This is a genomic window from Falsiroseomonas sp. HC035, assembly GCF_050563525.1.
GTDB lineage: Bacteria > Pseudomonadota > Alphaproteobacteria > Acetobacterales > Acetobacteraceae > Falsiroseomonas.
This window is the reverse complement of the sequence record NZ_JBNXUN010000036.1, coordinates 1-22,090: the sequence shown is the minus strand read 5'-3', so window position 1 is coordinate 22,090 and position 22,090 is coordinate 1. Positions and strand designations below refer to the sequence as shown.

Here is a 22,090-nt window from a genome sequence, read left to right as displayed (position 1 = left end):
CCAGAGTGCCCTTCTAAAGCCTGATCCGAACACGACAGGCCTACGACAGGGGGGCCTTTCTCTCCGCTGATCATACCGACCGTCCGGTCAAGCCGAACCCTCTCCAACTATGGCCACCTGGGCAGCCCAGAAGGTGCCCCTGGGATGTCTCAAGAGCCCCTGTCGCGTGTGGATGTGCATGCTGATCCACAACCATACGGATATTTTTTCCAGCAGTGTCCAGGCGAGGCCCCCTCGCCAGCATCTTAGGACATGCCTGCCGTCAGTGGGCGCGGCCGGGTGAAGGAGGCCTGCATGACCAAAGAGATGCCGTTCCCGGGTAGCCTGCCTGATTTCGGGCGGTTTCCCTGGGACGACCTTTACCCGCGCTTACTTTTGGCGGCGCTAGGCAGGTTGGGTCCGACGGTCTGGAGGGGCGAGCGCAGGGGGCAGGTTCCCGGCGGTCGCACCGCGCACGATGCGGTTCAGACAGCTGTGGAAAAGTTCTTGGGCGGCAAACGCCAGTGGAACTGGGACAAATCGGCTTTCGAAAATTTCTGGGGAGCAGTTTCAAGCGAGATCAGCAATTGGGCGACCAGTGCCGAAAATCGAACGACCATGCGGACAGACAGCGATCTAGACACCCTGGTGCGGAACCCTGAGCCCTCCCCTGAGGACCTGGTGCTATGGAGGTCCGAGCGTGACCGACTCTTGCAGCATCTTCTAGCCAAGGACGCTGAGGCCGGACGAATGGCGGAACTCATGTTGGTCGACGGCCTCAAGGGTCCAGACTTGCCGGAGGCGTTGGCCACGGGGCAGCACAGGACCGACACCATCAAGAGGCGCCTAAAAAGGCTAGTCGTCGCCTACGTTGAGGCCGATGGCGAGGGCAGCCGGAGGGCAGCGGAATGACGATCAACGGTATCCCAGACCCAGCAGGCAGAATCCTGGCTTTGCTGCAGGACGACACACCGATGGCAGAACGCTACACCTCGCACGTGATCGAGCGACTTCCGCTGGACGACGTAATCGCGCTGTTGGGTGAACTCGGCATAAGCCCAACAATGTGCAGTCGCGTCCGAGAGCTTGTTGTGCATGGACGCAAACCTGCTGAGCACCTGCTCTTGCTTCTAGATAGCGAGGAGGAAGCCGACTTGACGGCCTTGGAGCGCCGGCCCTTGTCCAAAGTGGTTGCTGCCCTCGATCAGCTAGGTGAGAACCGCGCGGCCGGGCTCGAACGGATCCGCGAGATCCTTGATCAGGAGGCGGTGGAAGCGATCCGGGACAATGCTGCGGGCGGAAAGTCTACTGCGCCTGAGATTCCTCAGTACCTTCTGGAGCCGCGTAATGTCCGGTTCGCAGAGCGCCCCCACAGCGCAAACCCGGCCGCGCGCGCTCAACAGCCGATGCGCCGTACGACGAGCAAGGCCGTGAATGGCGCCGACACGGCAGAAGGACGCGACGAGGCTGTGGAAGGTGTTCTGCTCGATACATTGACGGCCGCGGTCAAGAAGCTGATCGCACGCGGCAAGGAACGCGGCTACGTCACCTATGACGAGATCAACGCCGCCCTGCCGTCCGAACAGGTTTCCTCCGAGCTGATCGAGGACACCATGGCGACGCTGAACGAGCTCGGCATCAACGTGGTGGAATCCGAGGAGACGGAGGATGGCGAGGCGGCGGCCGACAAGCCCGCCGCCAAGGCCGAGGACGACGACAAGGACGAGGAGGAATCCGGCGGCAACGTCGACGAGGCCAACCTCGGTCGTACCGACGACCCGGTCCGCATGTACCTCCGTGAGATGGGCAGCGTCGAGCTGCTGTCGCGCGAGGGCGAGATCGCGATCGCCAAGCGGATCGAGGCCGGCCGCGACATGATGATTGGCGGGCTGTGTGAAAGCCCGCTGACCTTCAAAGCCATCGTCGCCTGGCACGACGCGGTCAAGGAAGGCCGCATGCTTCTCCGCGATGTCATCGACCTGGAGGCGACCGCCGGCGCCAACACGCCGGAGGGCACGCCGCCGCCGGAGGAGGAGTACGAGGAAGGCGACGAGGCGGCCGAGGGCGTCGGCCTGTCGCTGTCCGCGCTGGAAGAGAAGCTGAAGCCGGAAGCCCTGGTCGCCTTCGAGCAGATCGAGAGCCTGTTCGGCAAGTTGCAGAAGCTGTCCTCCAAGCGGATGGACGCCTACACCTCGGGCGGCGAGACGTCTCAGCGCAACGAGAAGACCTACGAGAAGCAGCGCCAGGAACTGGTGGCGCTGGTGGAGAAGGTGCACCTCCACAACAACCGCATCGAGGAGCTGGTCGACCAGCTCAAGGGCCTGAATCGCCACCAGACGACGCTGGAAGGCCAGGTGCTCCGCCTGGCCGAGGCGCAGAAGGTTAAGCGCGAGGAGTTCCTGGAGCAGTGGCGCGGCAGCGAGCTGGACCCGGGCTGGTTCGAGCGCATCAGCAAGCTGCAGACGCGCGGCTGGAAGACCTTCGTCCTGCGTTCCAAGGACGACGCCGAGGCGATCCGCGCCGAGATCGCGCGCGTCGCCGCCGATACCGGCCTGCCGGTGCCGGATTTCCGCCGCGTCTATCAGACCGTGTCGCGCGGCGAACGCGACATGACCCAGGCGAAAAAGGAGATGATCGAGGCCAACCTCCGCCTCGTCATCTCCATCGCCAAGAAATACACGAACCGCGGCCTGCAGTTCCTGGACCTGATCCAGGAGGGCAACATCGGCCTGATGAAGGCTGTCGATAAGTTCGAGTACCGCCGCGGCTACAAGTTCTCCACCTATGCCACCTGGTGGATCCGCCAGGCGATCACGCGCAGCATTGCCGACCAGGCGCGGACCATCCGCATCCCCGTGCATATGATCGAGACGATCAACAAGCTGGTCCGCACCTCCCGCCAGATGCTGCACGAGATCGGTCGCGAGCCGACGCCGGAGGAACTGGCCGAGAAGCTCGGCATGCCGCTGGAAAAAGTGCGGAAGGTCCTGAAGATCGCCAAGGAGCCGATCAGCCTCGAGACACCGATCGGCGACGAGGAGGACAGCCACCTCGGCGATTTCATCGAGGACAAGAACGCCATCATCCCGCTGGATGCCGCGATCCAGTCCAACCTGCGCGAGGCGACCACCCGCGTGCTGTCCAGCCTGACGCCGCGCGAGGAACGCGTGCTTCGCATGCGCTTCGGCATTGGCATGAACACCGACCACACGCTGGAAGAAGTCGGCCAGCAGTTCAACGTGACCCGCGAGCGCATCCGGCAGATCGAGGCCAAGGCGCAGCGCAAGCTCAAGCACCCCAGCCGCAGCCGCAAGCTGCGCAGCTTCCTGGACAACTAAGATGGCGATCGCCGCGCCGTGTTGCGTCGAGACGCCACCGGTGCGGGAGCCGGCGATGAAGCGGCAACCCTGAATTGATGGAGTGTGCCAACGCTCCGAGTCTAGCCTTTCAGGGCGGCGGACGGGGAAGGGGCTTCGCGGGTTGGCGTGCTGCCCCCGGGTGTTTGTCGGGCCGCGTTGCCCTGTCCGCTGCACTTGTACCCGCCGTTGGTGCACGGATGCGCGTGTGCGGATTCCGACGGAAGGCGGCCACCGTTTCCGGAACAGGCGGCAAACATTGTCGGAATCAACATGCGAGTGAGCAGACAGGATTGGTCCCACTTGACCCTAGGTGTCAGGCGGCACGCGTCGAGACTGGCTTCGCAACCCTGATCATGCGGTTGAGCACGTGTGCGGTCATGGCGACGTCGCCCTACTGGGCAGGCAAGAGGCGGGCGCGCTGCTTCGGTCCGATGATCGCCTTGTATATGCCGACCGCGGTCTCCGCGAGACTGCACCGGCCGTAGCCGGTCGCTCTTTGCCATGCCATGCGCCCCATTCGGCGATGAGCCGGATGTGGCGATCGCGTTGGCTCTGCGCCTCAGCCTTCTCCGCGCTCAGCACCGCCAAGGCACGCGGCGGGATGACGACGTCCGGCGGTGGATCGGGCTGGTGACTGGCGATGGCCTGGTACGCTGGCTCGCCGTCGTACCCACCGTCCTCCGTCCCTCGACCAGCCACCTCGGTCAGCTCCTGGGCCAATAACTTGACGGTGCCCTCGACTGAACCACAGCATCATGGTCGCTGAGCGCACCGCCCTTCTATATTCACTTCATGAGCGAGATTGATCAGGAGCACAGCGATGCCCAGCAAGACGACCCCGAACAAGCCGAAGTCGGATGCATCCAAGGATGCCGAGCCAGTGAAGGCGGCCATGATCGCGAAGCCTGCCAAGGGCAACAAGCCGAATGCGCTTCAGCAGCCGCTCAAGCCATCAGCGGAACTGGCAGCTGTCGTCGGCGAGGGAGAGCTGGCCCGTGGCGAAGCCGTGAGCAAGGTTTGGGTCTACATCAAGGCCAACAAGCTGCAGAACCCGAAGGACGGGCGCGAGATCCTCGCCGACGACAAGCTGCGTAAGGTGTTCGGCAAGGATAAGGTGACCATGTTCGAGATGAATAAGCACCTCGCCCAGCATCTGAAATAGAGGCCGCGGTTCCTCGCTCTCCGCATGTGTGGTTGAGCATGCCTGAGCGCGCCAGATCGCAGTAGCCGTCTGACCGATCACAACTGACAGGTCGTGTGCCGCTCCCGGGCGCGACGGGCGAAGGAGACTAACCCATCCTATTCATCGTGCTGACGCTTTTCCTGCTGCCTGGGTGGCGGACGCGCGTCGGGATGGCGCCTGTTGCATCGCTGTTTTTGGTCTGGACGTGATGGGCGTTGGGGTTTCGGGATCTGGTGCATTCGGGGCGCTCGTTCCATGCGTCACGGTCCGGTGGGCTGGAAGCCGAGTGCGATGCCACGGAACAGGGCTGCTTCGGGGCAGGCGGCGGCAAAGGCGATACGGACCCGTGTCGCGGTCTCGGTGATGCGGGCGGCGATCTTGAGCAGGCGCATCCGCAGCGTGGTGAACTCGGCGGTGGCCAGCGCCTGCGGTTTGGGAATGGCGTCGCGCACCGTCAGCATAAGCCAGTAGGCAGCGGTATGCAGCACGAGGCGCACTTGGTTGGCGAGCGCCAAGCGGCAACTGGTGCGGTCGGAGGCCAGCTGGCTCTTGTGCAGTTTGATGAGATTCTCGGCCTGTCCGCGGGCGCAGTAGAGCGTGTCGTAGAGCCATTCGGCGCTGCCGCTTGCCAGGTTGGTCACCACGAAGCGGATGTCCAACCCTTGCGTGCTGGCCTCGATCCGGGCCGCCACGCGCCGCTGGCAGCTCCAGGATTTGGCGCCGTAGCGGGTCTCGGCATAGCGACGCAGCACCGGGGCTGCGGCCTCGGCGCGGCGCACCCGGACATCGTCGGCGGTGGCCTCCACCAGGCGGCTCAGCACGGCGTTGCCCGCCAGGCCGAAGATGAAGTCCACTTCATTGGCCTCGCACCATGCCATCACTTCGGGGCGGGCGTAGTGACCATCGCCGCGCAGGGTCAGCCGCGTGGCTGGCCAATGGCTGCGGATGCGGCGCACCAGGCGTCGAACATGGCCGCGCACTTCCTGCCCGGACGGCGTCTTGCCCGGGCGCAGCAGGATCGCCACCGGGCGTGCGGTTGCGGTGTCGTAGACATGGATCGGCAAGAAGCAGCGCTCGTCGTAGTGCGCATTGAACAGCGAGAGCTGCTGATGCCCATGCACGACGTCGACGGTGTCGTCGATGTCCAGCGTGACGGCGCCGGGCGGACGGCGATAGCTGGCGCAGTAGAGGTCGACCATGGCGTAGGTCAGGCGCACCACCTCGCGCAGGTCGGGTGCGTTCTCCCAGCGCGACACGGTCGGCTGCGAGCACAGGTCACGGCCGGTGTCCGGAAGCCGCCCGCAGGCCAGCTTGAAGCCGGGATCGCTGCGCAGATGATCGAGGTCGTCGGCATCCTCGTAGCCGCAGGCGATGGCGAGCATGCGGGCGCGCAGAATGTCGGCGACGCTATGCGTGATGAACAGGGGATTGCGCGGATCGGCGATCAGCCCCGCGAGCCTCTGGGCGATCCCCAGGCGCCGCTCGGCGGCGGCCAGCAGCAGGACGCCACCGTCCGAGGTGATGCGTCCGCCGTCAAACGCAGCGGTGAGCTTCTTGCGTCCGATGGCTGGAAAGCCGAACGCCTCGATTGTATCGTCGCGCATGGCGGGTGTGGCTCGGCATGATCGTGTGGACAGGATGGCTTCGACACCCAATCCATAAACACAATCAACAGCTTACGCGACACCCGCCAGCCGAATTATTGGCGCGCGCTGAATAAGAACGGCTAACCATGGAGATCACGCGCGCGGGTTCGGCACCGTCCGGCAAGGGGCCGGCGGAGTGGTTCACTGGGACGGTCCGCATTGACCCGCTGTTCAGCCCACCAGATCCCGCGCGGGTGGCCGGCGCCCTCGTCACCTTCGAGCCCGGCGCCCGCACCGCCTGGCACACGCACCCGCTCGGCCAGACGCTGATCGTTACCTCCGGCTGCGGCTGGGCGGGGCGCGAGGGAGGGCCGGTCGAAGAGATCCGGCCAGGCGACGTGGTGTGGTTTCCGCCGGGCGAGAAGCACTGGCACGGCGCTACCGCCACCACGGCCATGAGTCACATTGCGATCCAGGAGAAGCTGGACGGCCCACCCGTGGCTTGGCTGGAGCAGGTCGCCGACGAACACTACCTTGCCGGGGCCCGGTGAGACTGAGCGGCCAAGACGACAGCTCGCATTGGCCACCATATTCGCTCCTTATGCGGCAAACGGTTTGGGCTACCGCCGGTGGAGATGCCGCCAGACCAGCCATGGCGATAGCAAGTCAGGGCATAACTCGAGATCATGCATTACCCAGTTACTCCCGATGGTCGGTACTTCGTGGTGCAAGGGCGCCTCTGGCGTTGTTTAAACCCGGCGCTGAGCGATGATCAGCGTGCTGAGCTGGTGAAGGCGCTGATGTCTGCTCGACGCGCGAAGCGCGGAGCCCTGCGGGCAGGCGACGATGCAGCGCGCGAAGCCGCGCGTTTGCAAGTCGACGCCGCGAAGGTTGCCCTCGGTGAGCGAGGGCCGGTCTGGTGGGAAGACGGCTCGCCCGACTTCAACCGACACCTTGCTTGGACGACACCTTATGCAGAGTGGTTTGCGGCACTTCCGAATAGCACATGATAATCCGGTCTATCGCTAATGGGGCTGCGGGCGGCTTGTCGGCCCGGGTGTCGGCGGCGGCCCGCGCTCGCTCTCCCGGCCCCCCCCGGTGCCGGAGGCGGAGTTCAGTTTGCGCCTCCGCCGCAGCCCCAGCGTTGAGGCGGCGCGCCTGGGCGAGTTGTTAGTCGACGGCCCACACGATAAGGGCGCCGTCGCTTACCACCTGTGAAAGTCGGAGTACTTTGCTCCAAAAACCAAGCTTCTAGGCGTCCGCCGGCGCGCGCTATGATGACGTGACGGGACATCTCAGGAGAGGTCTCTCATGTGGCTTTTCATCTGCCTGATGTTCGTGATCTCCGGCTGGATCATGTACGCCGTCTTCGCCATGCCCGAGAAGAACACCTTCTCTCAAAGGCCGACCGCCTGGAACGGTAGGGCTACCGAAGATGCCGCTGCGCGGCGCCCGCAGAGAGCAGCGGGCAGGCATGGAGGCGGTGACGGCGGTGTGTGCGTCGGAGGAGATGGCGGCGGAGGTGGCTGCGGCTGAACTCCCGGCCGCGGTGGCCAGACCGATGCAGGTCAAGATCACACGGCGCGCCGGCCGTCCTGTCGCCTCATCATGGACCGTCTTCCTCGGCCGTGATGGCCAGGAGAAAAGCTAGCGAGGCAGCGGCCGCGGTCGAAAAGCGGCCAGAGGGCCCTGAACTGCGGCCTAATGGACGGCCGGTACGCCAGCCGTCGCGGGTACCCACGCTCAGCCGCCAGCCAACCTGATCGCGGAGCTGCGACGGTACAATGGACGGATCTATCCTGGCGTGCAGGAGGTTGAGCAAGACCGACAGCTGGCGGTCAGACCTCCTCGCCGGCCCGATGTCCATCGCGCACGGCCGACATCATCAGGCGGGGTGCCACGGCGTCTCCCGCGCGCATCACCCTCACGCCGCGTGCCACCAGATCGGCCTCCAGTCCATCGCGCGGGCGGCGTGGCGTTGCGTGGGTGAGCAGCGTCACTCCTCGCACCCACGCCTCGGTGCCGGTCAGTAGGTGGCGGATGCGCAGCGTGTTTCCCTCCAGCGCCACCGGTTCACGATGGATCAGGATCTCCACCCGGTCACCGAAGGCCGCGAGCCGGCGGTGCACGCCTTGCGCATAGATGGTTGGAACATCGCGCGCGATGGCGTCCCGCGGCGTCAAAAGCAAAAGCCGGTCGAAATGCGCCAGCAGCAGTTCCGCCGCAGCGTAGGTGGCAGCCGTGTGGTCGTGATCAAACAGCACGGCGAGGCCGTTGCGGAGTCTGCCCACATCGAGCAGTGCGGTGACGGTGCTGCGCAGGTCCTGCGTGCCGGAAGGCGCTTCCCGCGGTAACACCATTGTGGAACCAGTGGCCAGAACCACTGCATCGGGCGCCACGGCGAGAATGTCGGCCAGGGTTCCGCCAGCCTGGCGCTCAACCGCAGCCGCCGAGACGCGACGATCAAGGTAGTCAAGAAAGCGCCCAACATCGCCGCAGCCCGGCAGCATCGCGTGCAGGCGAGCAGCACCACCGGGCTGCGCATCATGACTGAACAAGGTGACGCGATGCCCCCGTTCTGCCGCGACCGCCGCTGCCTGCATCCCGGCCACTCCACTACCCACCACGACGACATGGCGCGGTGACGCCGCTCGCGACGGCGCGGGAGCGGCATCAGCCGCGGTGCCGCCATGCGGGTTGACGCTACAGCCGATGGTGCCGGCCTTATCGATCTCGTTCCAGCAGGCGTTGCAGTAGATGCAGGGGCGGATCTCGTCGACCCTCCCAGCCCGCGCCTTCGCCGGCCAGGCCGGGTCTGCCAGCAGGGGACGTGCCAGCATCACCAGCTCGGCCTCGCCGGCTTCCAGCAGGGCCTCCGCCATTGCGGGAGTGGCGACTCGGCCAATCGCGGCGATGGGCACCCCGCCTGCCGCTGCGCGGAGCGGCACCCACACGCTACGGAACGGCATGGGAGGCTCGTGCATGTCCGGCGCGTGCATCCAAAGGCTTGGTCCATGGCTGCCTTGGCTGAAGCAGAGGATGTCTGGCCGCGTTCCGGCGACGATGGCGGCAACCAAACGCGCCGCCTCGGCCGGGTCGATAGAATTCGGCACCCCGTCATCCGCCGGCAGCTTCAGCCCGATGATGAAGCCAGTGCCGCAGCGGGCGCGTACCGCGTCCAGGATGGCGCGCACGAAGGCGCTGCGACCCACGGCGTCACCGCCCCAGCAATCCTGCCGCAGGTTCGTCACCGGAGAGAGAAACTGCAGCGGCAGGAAGCCATGCGCAGCGGAAACTTCGACGCCGGAGAATCCGGCGCGCTGCAGTCGTGCGGCACTCTCCGCATATTCCTCGACCAGCCCCTCCACCTCACCGGAGGTCAGCGCGCGCGGCACGGTCCAGGATGCGGCGTCGACCACGGCGGAGGGCCCGACCGCATTTAGCGCACGCGCATCGCGATGCGCGTTGCCTGCGTGCCAGAGCTGCCCGACCAGCGCCGCTCCCTGTCGCTCTACGGCCTCGGCCAGGCGCGAAAGCCCGGGGAGTTGCGCCTCGTCGCAGGCTGCTACGCGGGCCGGCACGGCGGCGGAGCGGCAGGCGGCCAGCGCCTCCGTCACGATCAGGCCCGCACCGCCGGCGGCACGGGCGGACAGATGCGCGATCAGCGTCTCCGTCACCGCGCCGTTGCGTGGCATGCGCGTGGTCATGGCACCGTAGCCGATGCGGTTGCGAAGGTGCCGGCCTGCCAGCTCGAAGGGGCTAAACAGACGGGGAAAAGGAGGAGATACCACTCAGCCGGCCACGGCGCCCGAGGCTTCAACCGCGTGACGCCACTTCTCCAGCTCCTGCCGATGTATGGTCGCGGCCTGCTCCGCCGTTGTGCCGGTAACGGTGGCGCCCAGTTCTGCGAGGCGCTCGCGAATGGCCGGCTTTGCGAGTGAAGTCCGGATTTCCGACGACAGCTTCTCGATGATTGGCGCCGGCGTGCTGGCGGGTGCGAACAGCATCACCCAGGCACCGGCATCAAAGCCGGGCACCGTCTCCGCCACCGTCGGAACATCGGGCATCAGCGCCGATCGTTCGGCGCCGGTCACGGCGATAGCGCGTAAGCGGTTGTCGGCGAGGAAGGGCGGCAGCGTCAGGATGCCCTCGATGCACATCTGCACGTCGTTCGACAGGATGGCCTGCAGCGTCACCAGACCTCCTCGATAGGGTACATGCGTCGCGGCTAGCCCGGTCGCGGCACGCAGCATTTCCATCGCCAGGTGGTTGGTCGCGCCGACGCCGGAGGAGGCGTAGTTCAGACGTCCTGGATTGGTCTTCGAAAAGGCGACGAGTTCCGCAAGGGTGCGGACCGGCAGAGTTGGCGAAACGACGAGAACCTGTGGGAAGGTGACAAGGTGCGACACCGCCGCGAAGTCGCGCCCTACATCGTAGGAAAGGTTGCGCATCATCGCCGGGCCTATCGCCATGTTGCCGGGCGAGCCGACCAGGAAGGTCTCGCCGTCTGGTCGGGCGCGTGCTGCGACCTCGGTGCCGATGCTGCCGCCCGCGCCGGTACGGTTCTCCACGATGAAGGGCTGGCCCAGCCGATCGGTGAGATCCTGCGCGACCAGCCGTGCCACCACGTCCACGGCCGATCCTGGCGTGAAGGGAAAGATGAAGCGGACGCCCGACCTTGGCCAGGCGACCTGCGCCATTGCCTGCGACGCTGGCAGCCCCGCTGCGAGCATGATCAAAGCGCGTCGTTCAAGCGCAATCGACGTCATCGTCATTCCTCCGCGCAGCCGCTTCGGGCGACTTGTTCTGGCTGAGGCGTAGCTTGCGGTCTGCTCCCATGCTCGGCAAGTCTCCTGTCGAGCGAAGCGATCAAGGCCCTTTTCGTCCGCACCGGGTCCGCCTCGATCCAGCCATCGCAACCATGCAGCTGGAAGACCTCGGCATGTCTCACAGGTATAAGGAACCGTCGCTAGACGGTCTGGCCGTGAATGTCGTGGAGTGCTGATCAGACGCGGCTACATTGGCATCAACACTGCGCTGGTTCAGCGAGCGTGGCGGCCCACCGCGTTCCAACGCGATCTCGCATCTGTGCTGATTTAGTGGCCTACTTGGCGTAATCTGGCTCCTCTCGATCCAAGACCCGCCGCCAGGCATCAAGGTGCAACCGGGCATCGATTTTCTCGCCCCACGCCCCCAGATGCTTGCGGCGCAGCCGATCCGGCAGGCTGTGCAGCGGCTGTCCGGTGCTCATGGCCGTCATCTGGTACATGGCGGTGCGCTCGGCGATGAAGCACTCGTCAAAGGCGTCATGGACGTTGGGGCCAACCACCGTGACGCCGTGGCCCCGCATCACCATCACCGATTTGTCGCCGAGGGCCCGCGCGATGCGATCGCCTTCCTCGTTGTGATGGACCGGCTCGTCGCCCTCGTGGTCATACACGATGCGGTCGTTGAGCAGCAGGTTGTTGTGGTGTGAGAGGTGCAGTTCCGCGTCGCGCAGCAACGACAGGGCGGTGAGCCAGCGCGGATGAACATGCACGACGCAGGCGGCGTTCGGATTCAGCAAATGGATGCGCGCGTGGATGTGGAACGCCACCTTGCGGAGTTCACCCTTGCCCTGCAGCACGCGGCCGTCAAGATCACAGATAATCAGGTCGCTGGCGCGCAGTTCCTGGAACAGATAGCCACGAGGGTTGATGAGGAAGCGGGGCGGGCCCTTTCCGGGCAGCATCAGGGAATTGTGGTTGCCGATCTGCTCGTTCCAACCCTCCCGCGCGGCGACGCGGAACACCGCGGCCATGTCGCGGCGCAACTCCCACTCAAGCGCCTCGGCGTTGCTGTCGGTACGGGCCTCGATGATGGCGGACATGCTGGTGTCCCTATCCGGTTTGAGGAAACGGGAGCCTACAGCGGCTCCGCGACGACGGCCACAGGATCGCCGGTCTTGACGCGACCGGCGTGGCGCACGCACCACAACAGCCCGCCGGCGCCGTAACGCAGTGGCAGGGGCGGGTCGCCGGGCGCCTCGATACGATGCAACAGGCCGGCCGGCGCCCCTTCCGCCACTTCGGCGCCGAGCGCGTCCTGCGCCTCCCAGATGCCGTCCGCCGCGGCAAAGACGTAGTGTGCGAGCGTCGGCACCGTCATCCGCCGCGCGGTGCCGTACGCCCCGACTTCTGGCGCACCTTCAAGGACGCCTGCGTGGTGCAGCACGTTGCGGGCGCCGCGCCTGGTGATCGCTAGGTTGCCCGGATTGAGGCGCCCGCCGCCGCCAAGTTCGGAGGACAGGGCGACGATGCCGCGCCTTTCCGCCGCCGCGAGCAGCGTCGGCCCGGCATTCACTTCCCGCAGCAGCATCGTACAGGGTGCGCCGAAAGCGTCGGCCATGGCGATGGTCCTGTCCTGCATGGCTCGATCGTCCAGAAAGTGGCCCACGGCGCTTGGGAAGATATCCATGCCGGTGCCGCCGGAATGCAGGTCCATCTGGTAGTCGCATAGTGGCAGCAGCACGCTGTCGACAAAATGTGCCAGCGACATGGCAAAGCCGCCGAAGGGGTCACCGGGGAAGCAGCGGTTGAAGTCCCGGCCATCCAGCGGGGACAGGCGCTTGCCGGCGGCGCAGGCAGGGTAGTGCATGGCCGGCAGCAGGATCACGCGGCCCTGAACCTCCTCCGCCCGCAGCCCGCGCGCCAAATCGAGCAGTGCCACCTGCCCTTCATACTCATCGCCATGATTGCCGGCGGTCAGCAATACGGTCGGGCCGCTGCCGTTCGCGACGACCACGACCGGCACCGGGATGGTGCCCCAGCCGCTGTCGTCACGCGACTGCGGAACGCGCAACTGCCCGATCTGCTTCCCAGGCCGCTCGAGGTCCACCTCCGCAACCACGGGGCTTGCAGACATATCCTGCGTCTCCGGTCGACAGTGCATTGAACCTCGGCACGAACGGAGGCTAGCATCAATTTGCAGACACGGGAGAGGGTTCGGCCATGCTCACGCGACGCCAATTTGGACTGGCTGCCGGGGCGAGCACACTCACCTCACTCACTCCCACCCTGTCATCCCCGGCGCTGGCGCAGGGCGCGCGCGGCACCATCGTGATGGCGCAGCAGGCGCAGCCGCCGACTCTGGATGCGCAGGTGACGACCGCGCAGGCGGCGCGCAACATCAACCTGCACGTCTACGAGACCCTGTTCGCCCGCGACGAGGCCAGCAATCCCGTACCGGACCTGGCCGAGGGCGTGGACATGTCCGGCGATGGCCTGACCTACCGTTTCAGCCTGAGGGAGGCGCGCTTCCACAACGGCAAGGCGATGACCAGTGCTGACGTAAAGGCATCTCTGGAGCGCTATGGACGCGTCGGCGGCTCCGCCTTCATCATGCAGCCGGTGGAAGCGATCGACACGCCGGACGCGCGCACCGTGGTGGTGCGCCTGAAGTCGCCGAGCCCCGGCTTCATCGCCGGCATCTCATCCCCTCGCGCGCCCTGCGCAATCATGACGGAGGAGGAGGCGGGCAAGGAGGCGAACCGGCCCGAGATGATCGGCACTGGTCCGTTCCGCTTCGTGGAGTACCGGCCGGACAGTCACGTGAAGCTGACGCGCTTTGCCGACTACAAGGCGAACATGGCCTACCAAGGTCTGGATGGGTTCGCCGGCCGCAAGGTGGCGAATGTCGAGGACCTAATGATCCGCTTCGTGCCGGAGGGCGGTGCACGCACCGCCGGCCTCCAGGCCGGCGAGATCCAGATCCTCGAAGCCATCGCCGTGCCAGCCGCGCAGCGGCTGCGTGGAGATCGCAGCCTGGTGATGCATGAGATGATGCCATGGGCCTTCCAGACCCTGATGCTGAACCATGTCATGCCGCCGATGGACAACCCGGTGTTCCGTCGTGCAATGCAGGCCGCGCTGGACCTGGAGGAGATCATGGCGATCTCAACCGACGGCCTGTATCGCATGACGCATGGCTGGCAGCACCCGGGCACCACCTACTTCGCCGGCGATGTCGGCAAGCCTCTGTACAACATGAACAACAAGGACCGCGCCCGCGCCCTGCTGCGGGAGGCGAACTACCGCAACGAGGAGATCATCCTCCTCGGCGACAGCAGCTTCAAGAACCACAACGACACGATCGTCACCGCCTCCGAGCAGCTCCGCAGCGTCGGCATCAACGTGCGCGTGGTGATCACCGACTGGCCGACCGCATTCAGCCAGCGCACCCAGCGCACCGGCTGGCACATGTGGGCGCTGATGCTCGGCATCGAGCCCTATGAGGGCCCCTATGGGGTGGTCGGCTTCTTCAGCGGTCACGCACCGGTGCAGCATGCGCGTGATGAGGTGATCGAGGATTGCCAGCGCCGCCTGACCACCAGCTTGGCGGAAGCCGATCGCAAGAGAGCCGTCAGTGACTTCCAGGCGCGCATTTACGACCAGGCCATCGCAATCAAATGCGGCGATGTCGGCATCGTTCAGGCAACCCGCGCGCAGGTGCGAGACTACAAGCCCTATCGCATTCCGCGCATGTGGGGCGTGTCCCTGGCCTGATCGCGAATGCTGAAATACGCGACGGGGCGGATCCTCGCCGCACTGCCGGTGCTGCTGCTGGTCTCGGCCCTGTCCTTTGCCATCGTCTGGATCGTACCAGGCGACGTCGCCTCGGAGATGGCCGGACCGACGGCCTCGGCGGAGGAGCTTGAGCGACTGCGCGAAAGGCTGGGGCTGACGCGACCCTGGCATGAGCAACTGATTGGCTGGTATGCGGCGCTGGCGCGCGGTGACCTTGGCGAAAGCATCCTGCTGCGCCAGGGCGTAGCCCAGGCCATCGTGGAGCGTCTGCCGGTGACGCTGGGGCTGACCTTCCTGGCCCTGGCCATCGCCCTGGTGATCGGCACGGCACTTGGGGTGCTGGCGGCGGTGCGGGTCGGCAAGACGGCAGACCGGGCCGCGATGGGCGCCGCGCTGATCGGCTTCTCAGTACCGGATTTCTGGCTCGGCCTGGTCTTCGTCTATGTCTTCGCCGTGCAGTTGGCTTGGCTGCCGACCGGCGGCTACGTCGCCTTCGGCGAGAATCCTCTCGGCTGGGCACGAAGCATGGTGCTGCCGGCCGCAACCCTCGCCCTGTCGCAGATCGGCCTGTTCGCGCGCATGACCCGCGCCGCAATGCTAGAGGTGCTGCGCCAGGACTATGTCCGCACCGCACGGGCCAAGGGCATGCCGGGCTGGGTCGTCGTGGTCCGGCATGCGCTGCGCAATGCCTTGATCCCGGTCGTGACGGTTGCGGGCATCGCCTGTGGCGTGCTGCTTGGCGGCGCCGTTGTGATTGAAAGCGTGTTCAGCCTGCCTGGCGTCGGCCGGTTGATCGTCGGCGCCATCCAGAGGCGCGACTATCCAGTGATCCAAGGCGGACTGTTGCTGACGGCGACGATCTTCGTCGTGGTAAACCTGCTCGTCGACCTCCTATATGCATGGCTCGATCCCAGGATCCGCCATGGCGGACGCTGAACGTCGCCGGAAGCCGCCGGGCGCGCTGGCGCGGCTTCTGGCACACCCGTCCTTCCGCTGGGGCTTCCTGTTGTTCGCGCTGGTCGTCATCAGCGCTGTCTTCGCATCCTGGCTGGCACCTTTCGATCCGATGCGGAACAATTTTCGCACGCGCTTCATCGCGCCGAACGAGACCTTCTGGCTCGGCACAGACCGCTTTGGCCGCGACGTCCTGTCCCGCACCCTGCATGGGGGCCAGGTGTCGCTACGCATCGGTCTAGGGGTCGCGCTGTTCACCGGGCTGGTGGGCGGCCTGATCGGGGCGCTGGCGGGCTTCGTGCGCCGACTGGACGACCCGCTGATGCGCTTCATGGACGCGCTGATGGCCTTCCCCGCCGTGCTGCTCGCCATTGCCCTGGCGGCGGCGCTCGGACCATCCGAGATGAACGTGATCCTCGCGCTCTCCATCGCCTACGTCCCGCGCACCGCCCGGGTAATGCGCGCGGGGGTGATGGTGGTGCGGGAGTTCCCCTTCGTGGAGGGTGCACGCTCCATCGGCGCGTCGCCTGGCCGGGTCCTGTTCCGCCACATTCTGCCGAACGCGATGGCGCCCCTGGTGGTGCAGCAGACCTACGTCTTCGCGTTGGCCATCCTGGCCGAGGCCGTGCTGAGCTTCCTGGGCGTCGGCCCGCCGCCGCCGACACCCACCCTCGGCGGCATAATCGCGGAGGGTCGCGACTACATCCAGGAATCGCCCTGGATCTCGCTGGTACCGGGCGTTGCCATCGCAATGACGGTCCTCGGCTTGAACCTGATGGGGGACGGGTTGCGCGACGCGCTGGACCCCCGCCTGCGGACCGCCATCCGATGAGCCTGCTCTCGGTGCGCGACCTCGCCATCGCCTTCGGTCCGACCCGGGTGCTGGAGGATGTCTCCTTCGACATCACGGAGGGTGAGATGCTCGGCATCGTCGGCGAAAGCGGCAGCGGCAAGTCGATGACGGCGCTCGGCGTGATGGGCCTGCTACCGCCCGGCGGCCGCATCGCCGCGGGGCGGATCGGCTTCGAAGGCGCCGACATCACGGCACTGCCGGAGCGCGACATGCAGCGCCTGCGCGGCGCGCGCATGGCGATGATCTTCCAGGAGCCGACCGCGTCCCTCAACCCGGTGCTGACCATCGGCGAGCAGATCGCCGAGGTGCTGCGCCATCATCGCCGCATGGACCGTCGCGCCGCTTGGCGTGAAGCGGTGGCGCTGCTCAAGCTCGTCGAGATCGCGGCGGCGGAACGGCGGGTGGAGGAGTATCCCCACCAGCTTTCCGGCGGCATGCGGCAGCGCGCGATGATCGCCATTGCGCTGGCCTGCCGGCCGCGCCTGCTGATCGCCGACGAGCCGACCACGGCGCTGGATGCGACGGTGCAGGCTGGCATCCTGGACTTGCTGCGCGGCTTGCGACGGGATTTCGGCATGGCGGTGATGCTGATCACCCACGACCTCGGCGTGGTGGCGGAGATCTGCGAGCGTGTTGTCGTGCTCTATGCCGGGCGGGTCGCCGAAACCGGCGCCGCGGCGGCGATGTTCGCCAGCCCCGGCCACCCCTACACGCAGGCACTGCTGGCGGCGATCCCGCGGTTGCAGGGGCCGCTGGGCGTGCTGCCCGCCATCGGTGGCGTGGTGCCAGCACCGGTGGACTTCCCCGCGGGCTGCCGCTTCGCGCCGCGCTGCCCGCACACCATCCCGGCCTGCGAGGCAGCGCCGCCGGAACTGCGTCCGCTGGCCGGCGGCACTGATGCCGCCTGCATCCGCGCGGAATCCGCATCATGAGCGCCGCCCTGGTCGAGGGCCGCGGTCTGACCAAGACCTTCGCCGGGGGCGTCCGCGCCGTGGCCGGGGTGGATATCGCGATCGGCACCGGCGAGACGCTCGGTCTGGTCGGCGAGAGCGGCTGCGGCAAATCGACGCTAGCGCGGCTCATGCTGCGGCTGATCGAGCCGGATGGCGGCACGCTGTGCTTTCGCGACACCGACATCACCCACCTGCCGGATCGCGCCATGCGGGCGCTGCGGCGCGACATGGGCATCGTCTTCCAGGACCCCTTCGGCAGCCTGAATCCGCGCATGAGCGTGGCGCAGCTGCTGGCGGAGCCGCTGGTCGTGCATGGCATGGGCGAGGCGCGGGCTCGCGTTGCCGACCTGCTGGAGCTGGTCGGGCTGCTGCCGGACCACGCGGCGCGCTATCCGCATGAATTCAGCGGCGGCCAACGCCAGCGCATCGCCATCGCCCGCGCCTTGGCGACGCAGCCGGCTTTCCTGGTCTGCGACGAGCCGACCAGCGCGCTGGACGTTTCAATCCAAGCGCAAGTGCTGAACCTGCTGTCGGATCTGCAGGCGCGGCTCGGGCTCGCCTGCCTGTTCGTCAGCCACAACCTCGCGGCGGTACGCCACATGGCCCCGCGCGTCGCGGTGATGTATCTCGGCCGCGTCGTCGAGGAAGCACCGCGTGAGGCGATTTTCTCCGACCCGCAGCATCCCTACACCCAGGCATTGCTTTCCGCAGTATCGGAACCTGGCAGCACCCGCCGCACACGCATCGTGTTGCGAGGCGAAGTGCCCAGTCCGGCGGATCCACCGTCGGGCTGCCATTTCCGCACGCGCTGCCCGCGCGCCGTCGTGCGCTGCGCGGAGGCTTTGCCGCCGCTGGTCGAGCATGGTGCCAGCCATCGCGTCGCCTGCCATTTTCCTGGGACGCTGACTGCGGCCGAGACAAGCTGACGCCGGAGTGTGGGTAAGCAATCGCCTGATGATTTCTTGACCTTGCAATCCTTCAAGCCCGCGCATTGAACCGTTTTCCGCATGGTAACCCAGGCGCGAACTGCGTTCGGCTGCCCCCTGAAGCAACGCTCGTACAGCTCGCACCAGAGCTACGCGGCAATGCGGTCTCCCTTCGTCTCTCACCGCTCGGGGCAGGCCGTGTGGACGTCGAGCACGAAGCGGTCAGCATTTTGCCGCACTGCCGAGACAAAACGGTTAAGGGTACTGCGGGTTGTGCGGCGTTCTTGGGAGCGGGCTCGAGCCCGCCCTGACGCACCCTGATCAGCGCGCGCTGATAAACGCCCGCGCTTGCTCGATCTCCGGCCGTGGTGTGTCGGCGTGCTCCGTGAGGCGGGTGAGGTGCTCGTAGTGCCGTCCTGCCGCGGCGCGATCCCCTGCCAGTTCAGCTGCGCGACCAGCCCCGTACACGGCACGGAACCGGTTAGGCTCGGTCTGCTGGACCGCCTCGAACTCGCCCTGTGCGGCCGCATAGCGATCCATTGCCAGCAGCATCTCGCCGAGTTGCTCCCGCGCGGGGAAAAGCGGGCCGGGCGTGACAGGGTGCTTCTCGGTGCCGGCTTCGCGTTCTGCCGCCTCGCGCAGCAGGGTGAGGCCTGTCTCATGCTCGCCGCGTGCGAAGGCCACCCACCCCTCGGCGGCGACCCGCAGGATCTCCACCTGTTCCTGCCAGTAGGCGTCGCGGCCCTGCAGTTCGGATGATGCGGCCTTCAGCGCCTCGATGTCCGCGGCGGCTGCTTCTGGCCGGCCGGCGCGCGCTGCGCCCATGGCGCGGGCGAAATGCGTGGTGGCATCCACGAAGGGTACACCGTACCGCCTGGTCCCGAGCGAAGCGGCACCCTCCCAATCGCCGCGCTCCAGCGTCAGCCGCGCCGGCATAGCGGTCAGCGCGTAGCCGCCGATCGGCGTCGGCGGGTTCCAGTCGGGTTGGCGGGTGATCTCGTCCAGCACGCGCCGCGCGGCCTCGGACCGGCCGGTCTGGAGGTAGCCATAGACCATGTAGTCCAGTGCATGCAGTTCATCGAAACGCTCCCCCCGTGCTCGGGCGGTCTCGGCCGAGCGCCGATTGGTCTCAATCGAATCTTCCCAGCGCCCGACGCGCGTGAAGATGTGCGAAGGCATATGCAGCGCGTGCGGCGCGTCCGCGGCAAGTGCAGCGTATCTCTCGGCTGCCGCCACGCCCTTCTGCGCCAGCGCCGGCACGTCATAGGCATGGATCAGGTAGTGGGAGATGCCGGGATGCTGCGGGTGCTGGGCGTACTCACGCTCCAGGATGTCGCCAGCCCGCAGCTGGTTGCCATAGGACTTGTCGGTGGGCGAGGCCGCCATCACCAGCGACAGCGCATGGGTGATCGCCACCTCCGTGTCGTCCGGGAAACGCCCACTCAGGGCCTCCATGGCCTGCGCATACTGCACCACGCGGGCACGGTGACCTGGCATGTCGTCAGCGGCAAAGAGATACATCAGCGCGCCGATGAAGCCGGCCTCGCGCTCCGTCTTTGCGCCTATACGCTGCGCCTGCTCCAGCAGCGCCCGGCCCTGCGGCAGCGCGTCGGCCGGCGGCGGGCTAAAGGGATTGCGAAGCAGCGCCAAGGCACCGCCCCAGTAGGCCATGACGCAATTCGGATCGCGCTCGAGCACCCGGCGGTGCGCCTGGTCGGCAGCCTGGTACCAGAAGGAATGCTGCAGCTTCATCGCGTCGTTAAAGGCGGCCTGTGCCTCGGGCGTGCAACTGACGGGGAAGCGGAGGGCGCCGAGCGTGGCCGGAGGCGGTGGTGTCCCGCCGTGGCTGTGATCGTGCTGCGGTTGCTGTGCCTGTGCGAAGGCGGGACCAAAGGCGAGGCCGAGGGCGAGCGCCCAGCGGCGGATGGCCGGGTGTGCTGGCATGGTTTCCTCCTCGCCGGGGTTCTTGAGCCACTTCCCCTGGCGGCCGAAGGCTAGGCCTCCAGTGGGCGCCGTGGAAGCGTCAAGTAGAGTTCTCCCGCGCCCCAGGTCGCCAGTTAGCCACAGGCCTACCGCCAATCGGCAGCGCCCTTCAGTTCAGATCTCGCTGCCGACGATCGCGGCTAGCGCATCACGCGCGACGAACACTCGGTTTCGCCGATAGCCGGTCCGCTCCACGAGAATGCCCGCCGCATCAAGCGCACGAACACCCTCATTCGCTGCTTGGCGGCTCACGCCGAAACGCTGCTCAACCAACCCGACGGTGATCATAGGGTGGTAGGGAAGGAGATCCAGGAGCCGGGACGCCACCCCATCCCGGCGAGGCAGCCGGCGGTTGGGCCAGCGGGCGGGATCCTTCCAGAGCACCGGCAGTTCGCAGAGCCTGCGGTCCAGATCATGGGCGGCCTCGGCACTGACCTGAATGGCCTCGCACATGAGGAGGGCCAGCGGCACAAAGTCCAGCTGCTGCTGCGCCGCACGAAGCGCATCATAGTACCGGGCCCGGTCGGCCTCCAGCACGCGAGACAACGGCACCGGGACGTGGCCTTCCTCGGCTAGCATCAAGGACAGCAGCATCCTCCCGATGCGGCCGTTGCCTTCGGCAAAAGGGTGGATGGCCTCAAAGTGCGCGTGGGCCAGGGCAAGGCGGATTGGGATCGCCAGCGAGGTCGGCCCCGGCGCCGTCCCGCGGAGCCATTCGGCATGCTCGGCCATCAGTGCCGGCACCATCGGATGGGGCGGTGGATTCATGACCTTCCCCCCTGCCTGGGATCCGCGTGTGATGAGAGAGTTGGCCTCCTTGGAAGGAGGCAGGGATGCCGAGGAAGCGTCACACGGCGGAGCAGATCATCGGGCTGCTGCGGCAGGCTGAGGTGGGGCTGGCGCAGGGCCGGACGGTGGGGGAGATCTGCCGCGGGCTTGGTGTGTCGGAGGCCAGCTTCTATCGCTGGCGATCCGAGTACGGTGGCCTGAAGGTGGACCAGGCGCGTCGGCTGAAAGACCTCGAGCGCGAGAATGCGCGGCTGAAGCGGGCGGTGGCGGAGCTGACGCTCGACAAGCAGATCCTGAAGGAAGCTGCGGAGGGAAACTTTTAAGCCCCGAGCGCCGCCGCGCTGGCGTGCGGCATGTGCAGTCGGTGCTCGGGGTGTCCGAGCGCCGGGCGTGCCGCACGCTGGGCCAGCCGCGTTCGACGCAGCGCAAGGCGCGGGTGGTGTCGGCCGACGAGGCTGCACTGACTGAGGCGGTGGTGTTGTTGGCGGCGGAGTATGGCCGCTACGGCTACCGCCGGATCACGGCGCTGCTGCGGGCCGAGGGCTGGCGGGTGAACGCCAAGCGCGTGGAGCGCATCTGGCGGCGTGAGGGGCTGAAGGTGCCGCGGCGGCAGCCGAAGCGTGGCCGGCTGTGGCTGAACGACGGGTCCTGTGTTCGGCTGCGTCCGTGCTGGCCGGGGCATGTCTGGGCCTACGACTTCGTGCAGGATCGGACGCATGATGGGCGTCGGTTCCGCATGCTGACGGTGATCGACGAGTACACGCGCGAATGCCTGGCGGTCGTGGTGGCGCGACGGCTGACGTCGGACGACGTGCTGCAGGTGCTAACGGATCTGTTCGTCGAACGCGGGCCGCCGGGGCACATCCGCTCCGACAACGGGCCGGAGTTCGTGGCGAAGGTGGTGCGCGGCTGGCTCGGCCGGGTCGGGGTGACGACGCTGTTCATCGAGCCCGGCAGTCCG

At 66.8% G+C, this 22,090-nt stretch carries 17 protein-coding genes and 1 pseudogene; 11 read left to right on the top strand and 7 right to left on the bottom strand.

Translation table 11 applies throughout. The features are described from left to right. Nucleotides 1–294: 294 nt before the first annotated feature. The 3 genes from ACLF3G_RS28645 to ACLF3G_RS28635 all read left to right on the top strand — a co-directional run bounded on the left by ACLF3G_RS28645 (nucleotide 295) and on the right by ACLF3G_RS28635 (nucleotide 4,500). Nucleotides 295–891 (top strand): hypothetical protein, encoded by a 597-nt coding sequence (locus ACLF3G_RS28645; RefSeq protein ID WP_430672790.1) that lies wholly within the window; start codon nucleotides 295–297, stop codon nucleotides 889–891. Between the two features lie 494 nt (nucleotides 892–1,385). Beyond that, nucleotides 1,386–3,317 (top strand): RNA polymerase sigma factor RpoD, encoded by a 1,932-nt coding sequence (gene rpoD / locus ACLF3G_RS28640; RefSeq protein WP_430672791.1) that lies wholly within the window; start codon nucleotides 1,386–1,388, stop codon nucleotides 3,315–3,317. Between the two features lie 841 nt (nucleotides 3,318–4,158). Next, the gene (locus tag ACLF3G_RS28635; protein ID WP_430672789.1) at nucleotides 4,159–4,500 is read left to right on the top strand and encodes an SWIB/MDM2 domain-containing protein; all 342 of its coding nucleotides are present in this window, start codon (nucleotides 4,159–4,161) and stop codon (nucleotides 4,498–4,500) included. A 281-nt stretch (nucleotides 4,501–4,781) separates the two neighbouring features. Here ACLF3G_RS28635 and ACLF3G_RS28630 read toward each other — a convergent pair whose 3' ends face one another. Continuing rightward, entirely contained in the window at nucleotides 4,782–6,125 is a 1,344-nt protein-coding gene (locus tag ACLF3G_RS28630; RefSeq protein ID WP_430672788.1) for an IS1380 family transposase, read from the bottom strand. 128 nt (nucleotides 6,126–6,253) lie between these two features. Between ACLF3G_RS28630 and ACLF3G_RS28625 the strand changes: the two genes are divergently transcribed. Next, nucleotides 6,254–6,658, top strand: a complete 405-nt coding sequence (locus ACLF3G_RS28625; protein ID WP_430672787.1) for a (R)-mandelonitrile lyase — start codon at nucleotides 6,254–6,256, stop codon at nucleotides 6,656–6,658. 760 nt (nucleotides 6,659–7,418) lie between these two features. Next, complete coding sequence (locus ACLF3G_RS28620; protein WP_430672786.1) at nucleotides 7,419–7,643, top strand: hypothetical protein; 225 nt, start codon at nucleotides 7,419–7,421, stop codon at nucleotides 7,641–7,643. Nucleotides 7,644–7,945: 302 nt separating this feature from the next. Here the strand turns inward: ACLF3G_RS28620 and ACLF3G_RS28615 are convergent, their stop codons facing one another. The 4 genes from ACLF3G_RS28615 to ACLF3G_RS28600 all read right to left on the bottom strand — a co-directional run bounded on the left by ACLF3G_RS28615 (nucleotide 7,946) and on the right by ACLF3G_RS28600 (nucleotide 13,010). Further along, nucleotides 7,946–9,898 carry an NAD(P)-binding protein gene (locus ACLF3G_RS28615; protein WP_430672785.1) on the bottom strand — a complete coding sequence of 651 codons (1,953 nt, stop codon included), beginning with the start codon at nucleotides 9,896–9,898 and terminating at the stop codon, nucleotides 7,946–7,948. Further along, nucleotides 9,899–10,840, bottom strand: a complete 942-nt coding sequence (locus ACLF3G_RS28610) for a Bug family tripartite tricarboxylate transporter substrate binding protein (protein WP_430672784.1) — start codon at nucleotides 10,838–10,840, stop codon at nucleotides 9,899–9,901. Nucleotides 10,841–11,211: 371 nt separating this feature from the next. Next, nucleotides 11,212–11,976, bottom strand: coding sequence for a class II aldolase/adducin family protein (locus tag ACLF3G_RS28605; protein WP_430672783.1), 765 nt, complete (start codon nucleotides 11,974–11,976; stop codon nucleotides 11,212–11,214). A gap of 35 nt (nucleotides 11,977–12,011) precedes the next feature. Continuing rightward, entirely contained in the window at nucleotides 12,012–13,010 is a 999-nt protein-coding gene (locus tag ACLF3G_RS28600; protein ID WP_430672782.1) for a succinylglutamate desuccinylase/aspartoacylase family protein, read from the bottom strand. An 86-nt stretch (nucleotides 13,011–13,096) separates the two neighbouring features. Between ACLF3G_RS28600 and ACLF3G_RS28595 the strand changes: the two genes are divergently transcribed. Genes ACLF3G_RS28595 through ACLF3G_RS28575 form a run of 5 tightly spaced genes read left to right on the top strand, consistent with a single transcriptional unit; the run spans nucleotide 13,097 to nucleotide 18,357 of the window. Further along, the gene (locus ACLF3G_RS28595) at nucleotides 13,097–14,650 is read left to right on the top strand and encodes an ABC transporter substrate-binding protein (protein ID WP_430672781.1); all 1,554 of its coding nucleotides are present in this window, start codon (nucleotides 13,097–13,099) and stop codon (nucleotides 14,648–14,650) included. A gap of 6 nt (nucleotides 14,651–14,656) precedes the next feature. Then, the gene (locus ACLF3G_RS28590; RefSeq protein ID WP_430672780.1) at nucleotides 14,657–15,607 is read left to right on the top strand and encodes an ABC transporter permease; all 951 of its coding nucleotides are present in this window, start codon (nucleotides 14,657–14,659) and stop codon (nucleotides 15,605–15,607) included. After that, the gene (locus tag ACLF3G_RS28585) at nucleotides 15,594–16,457 is read left to right on the top strand and encodes an ABC transporter permease (RefSeq protein WP_430672779.1); all 864 of its coding nucleotides are present in this window, start codon (nucleotides 15,594–15,596) and stop codon (nucleotides 16,455–16,457) included. Before ACLF3G_RS28590 ends, ACLF3G_RS28585 begins: the two co-directional genes overlap by 14 nt. Further along, the gene (locus ACLF3G_RS28580) at nucleotides 16,454–17,410 is read left to right on the top strand and encodes an ABC transporter ATP-binding protein (protein WP_430672778.1); all 957 of its coding nucleotides are present in this window, start codon (nucleotides 16,454–16,456) and stop codon (nucleotides 17,408–17,410) included. Before ACLF3G_RS28585 ends, ACLF3G_RS28580 begins: the two co-directional genes overlap by 4 nt. Continuing rightward, a complete protein-coding gene (locus ACLF3G_RS28575) occupies nucleotides 17,407–18,357 on the top strand; it encodes an ABC transporter ATP-binding protein (protein WP_430672777.1) in 951 nt (316 codons plus the stop codon). The genes ACLF3G_RS28580 and ACLF3G_RS28575 overlap by 4 nt, the downstream gene beginning before the upstream one ends. A gap of 321 nt (nucleotides 18,358–18,678) precedes the next feature. Here ACLF3G_RS28575 and ACLF3G_RS28570 read toward each other — a convergent pair whose 3' ends face one another. Further along, nucleotides 18,679–20,301, bottom strand: a complete 1,623-nt coding sequence (locus tag ACLF3G_RS28570) for a hypothetical protein (RefSeq protein WP_430672776.1) — start codon at nucleotides 20,299–20,301, stop codon at nucleotides 18,679–18,681. Between the two features lie 153 nt (nucleotides 20,302–20,454). Next, complete coding sequence (locus tag ACLF3G_RS28565; protein WP_430672775.1) at nucleotides 20,455–21,108, bottom strand: Fic family protein; 654 nt, start codon at nucleotides 21,106–21,108, stop codon at nucleotides 20,455–20,457. Between the two features lie 65 nt (nucleotides 21,109–21,173). Between ACLF3G_RS28565 and ACLF3G_RS28560 the strand changes: the two are divergent. Then, a pseudogene (locus ACLF3G_RS28560) lies at nucleotides 21,174–22,090 on the top strand (IS3 family transposase); the annotation flags it as partial.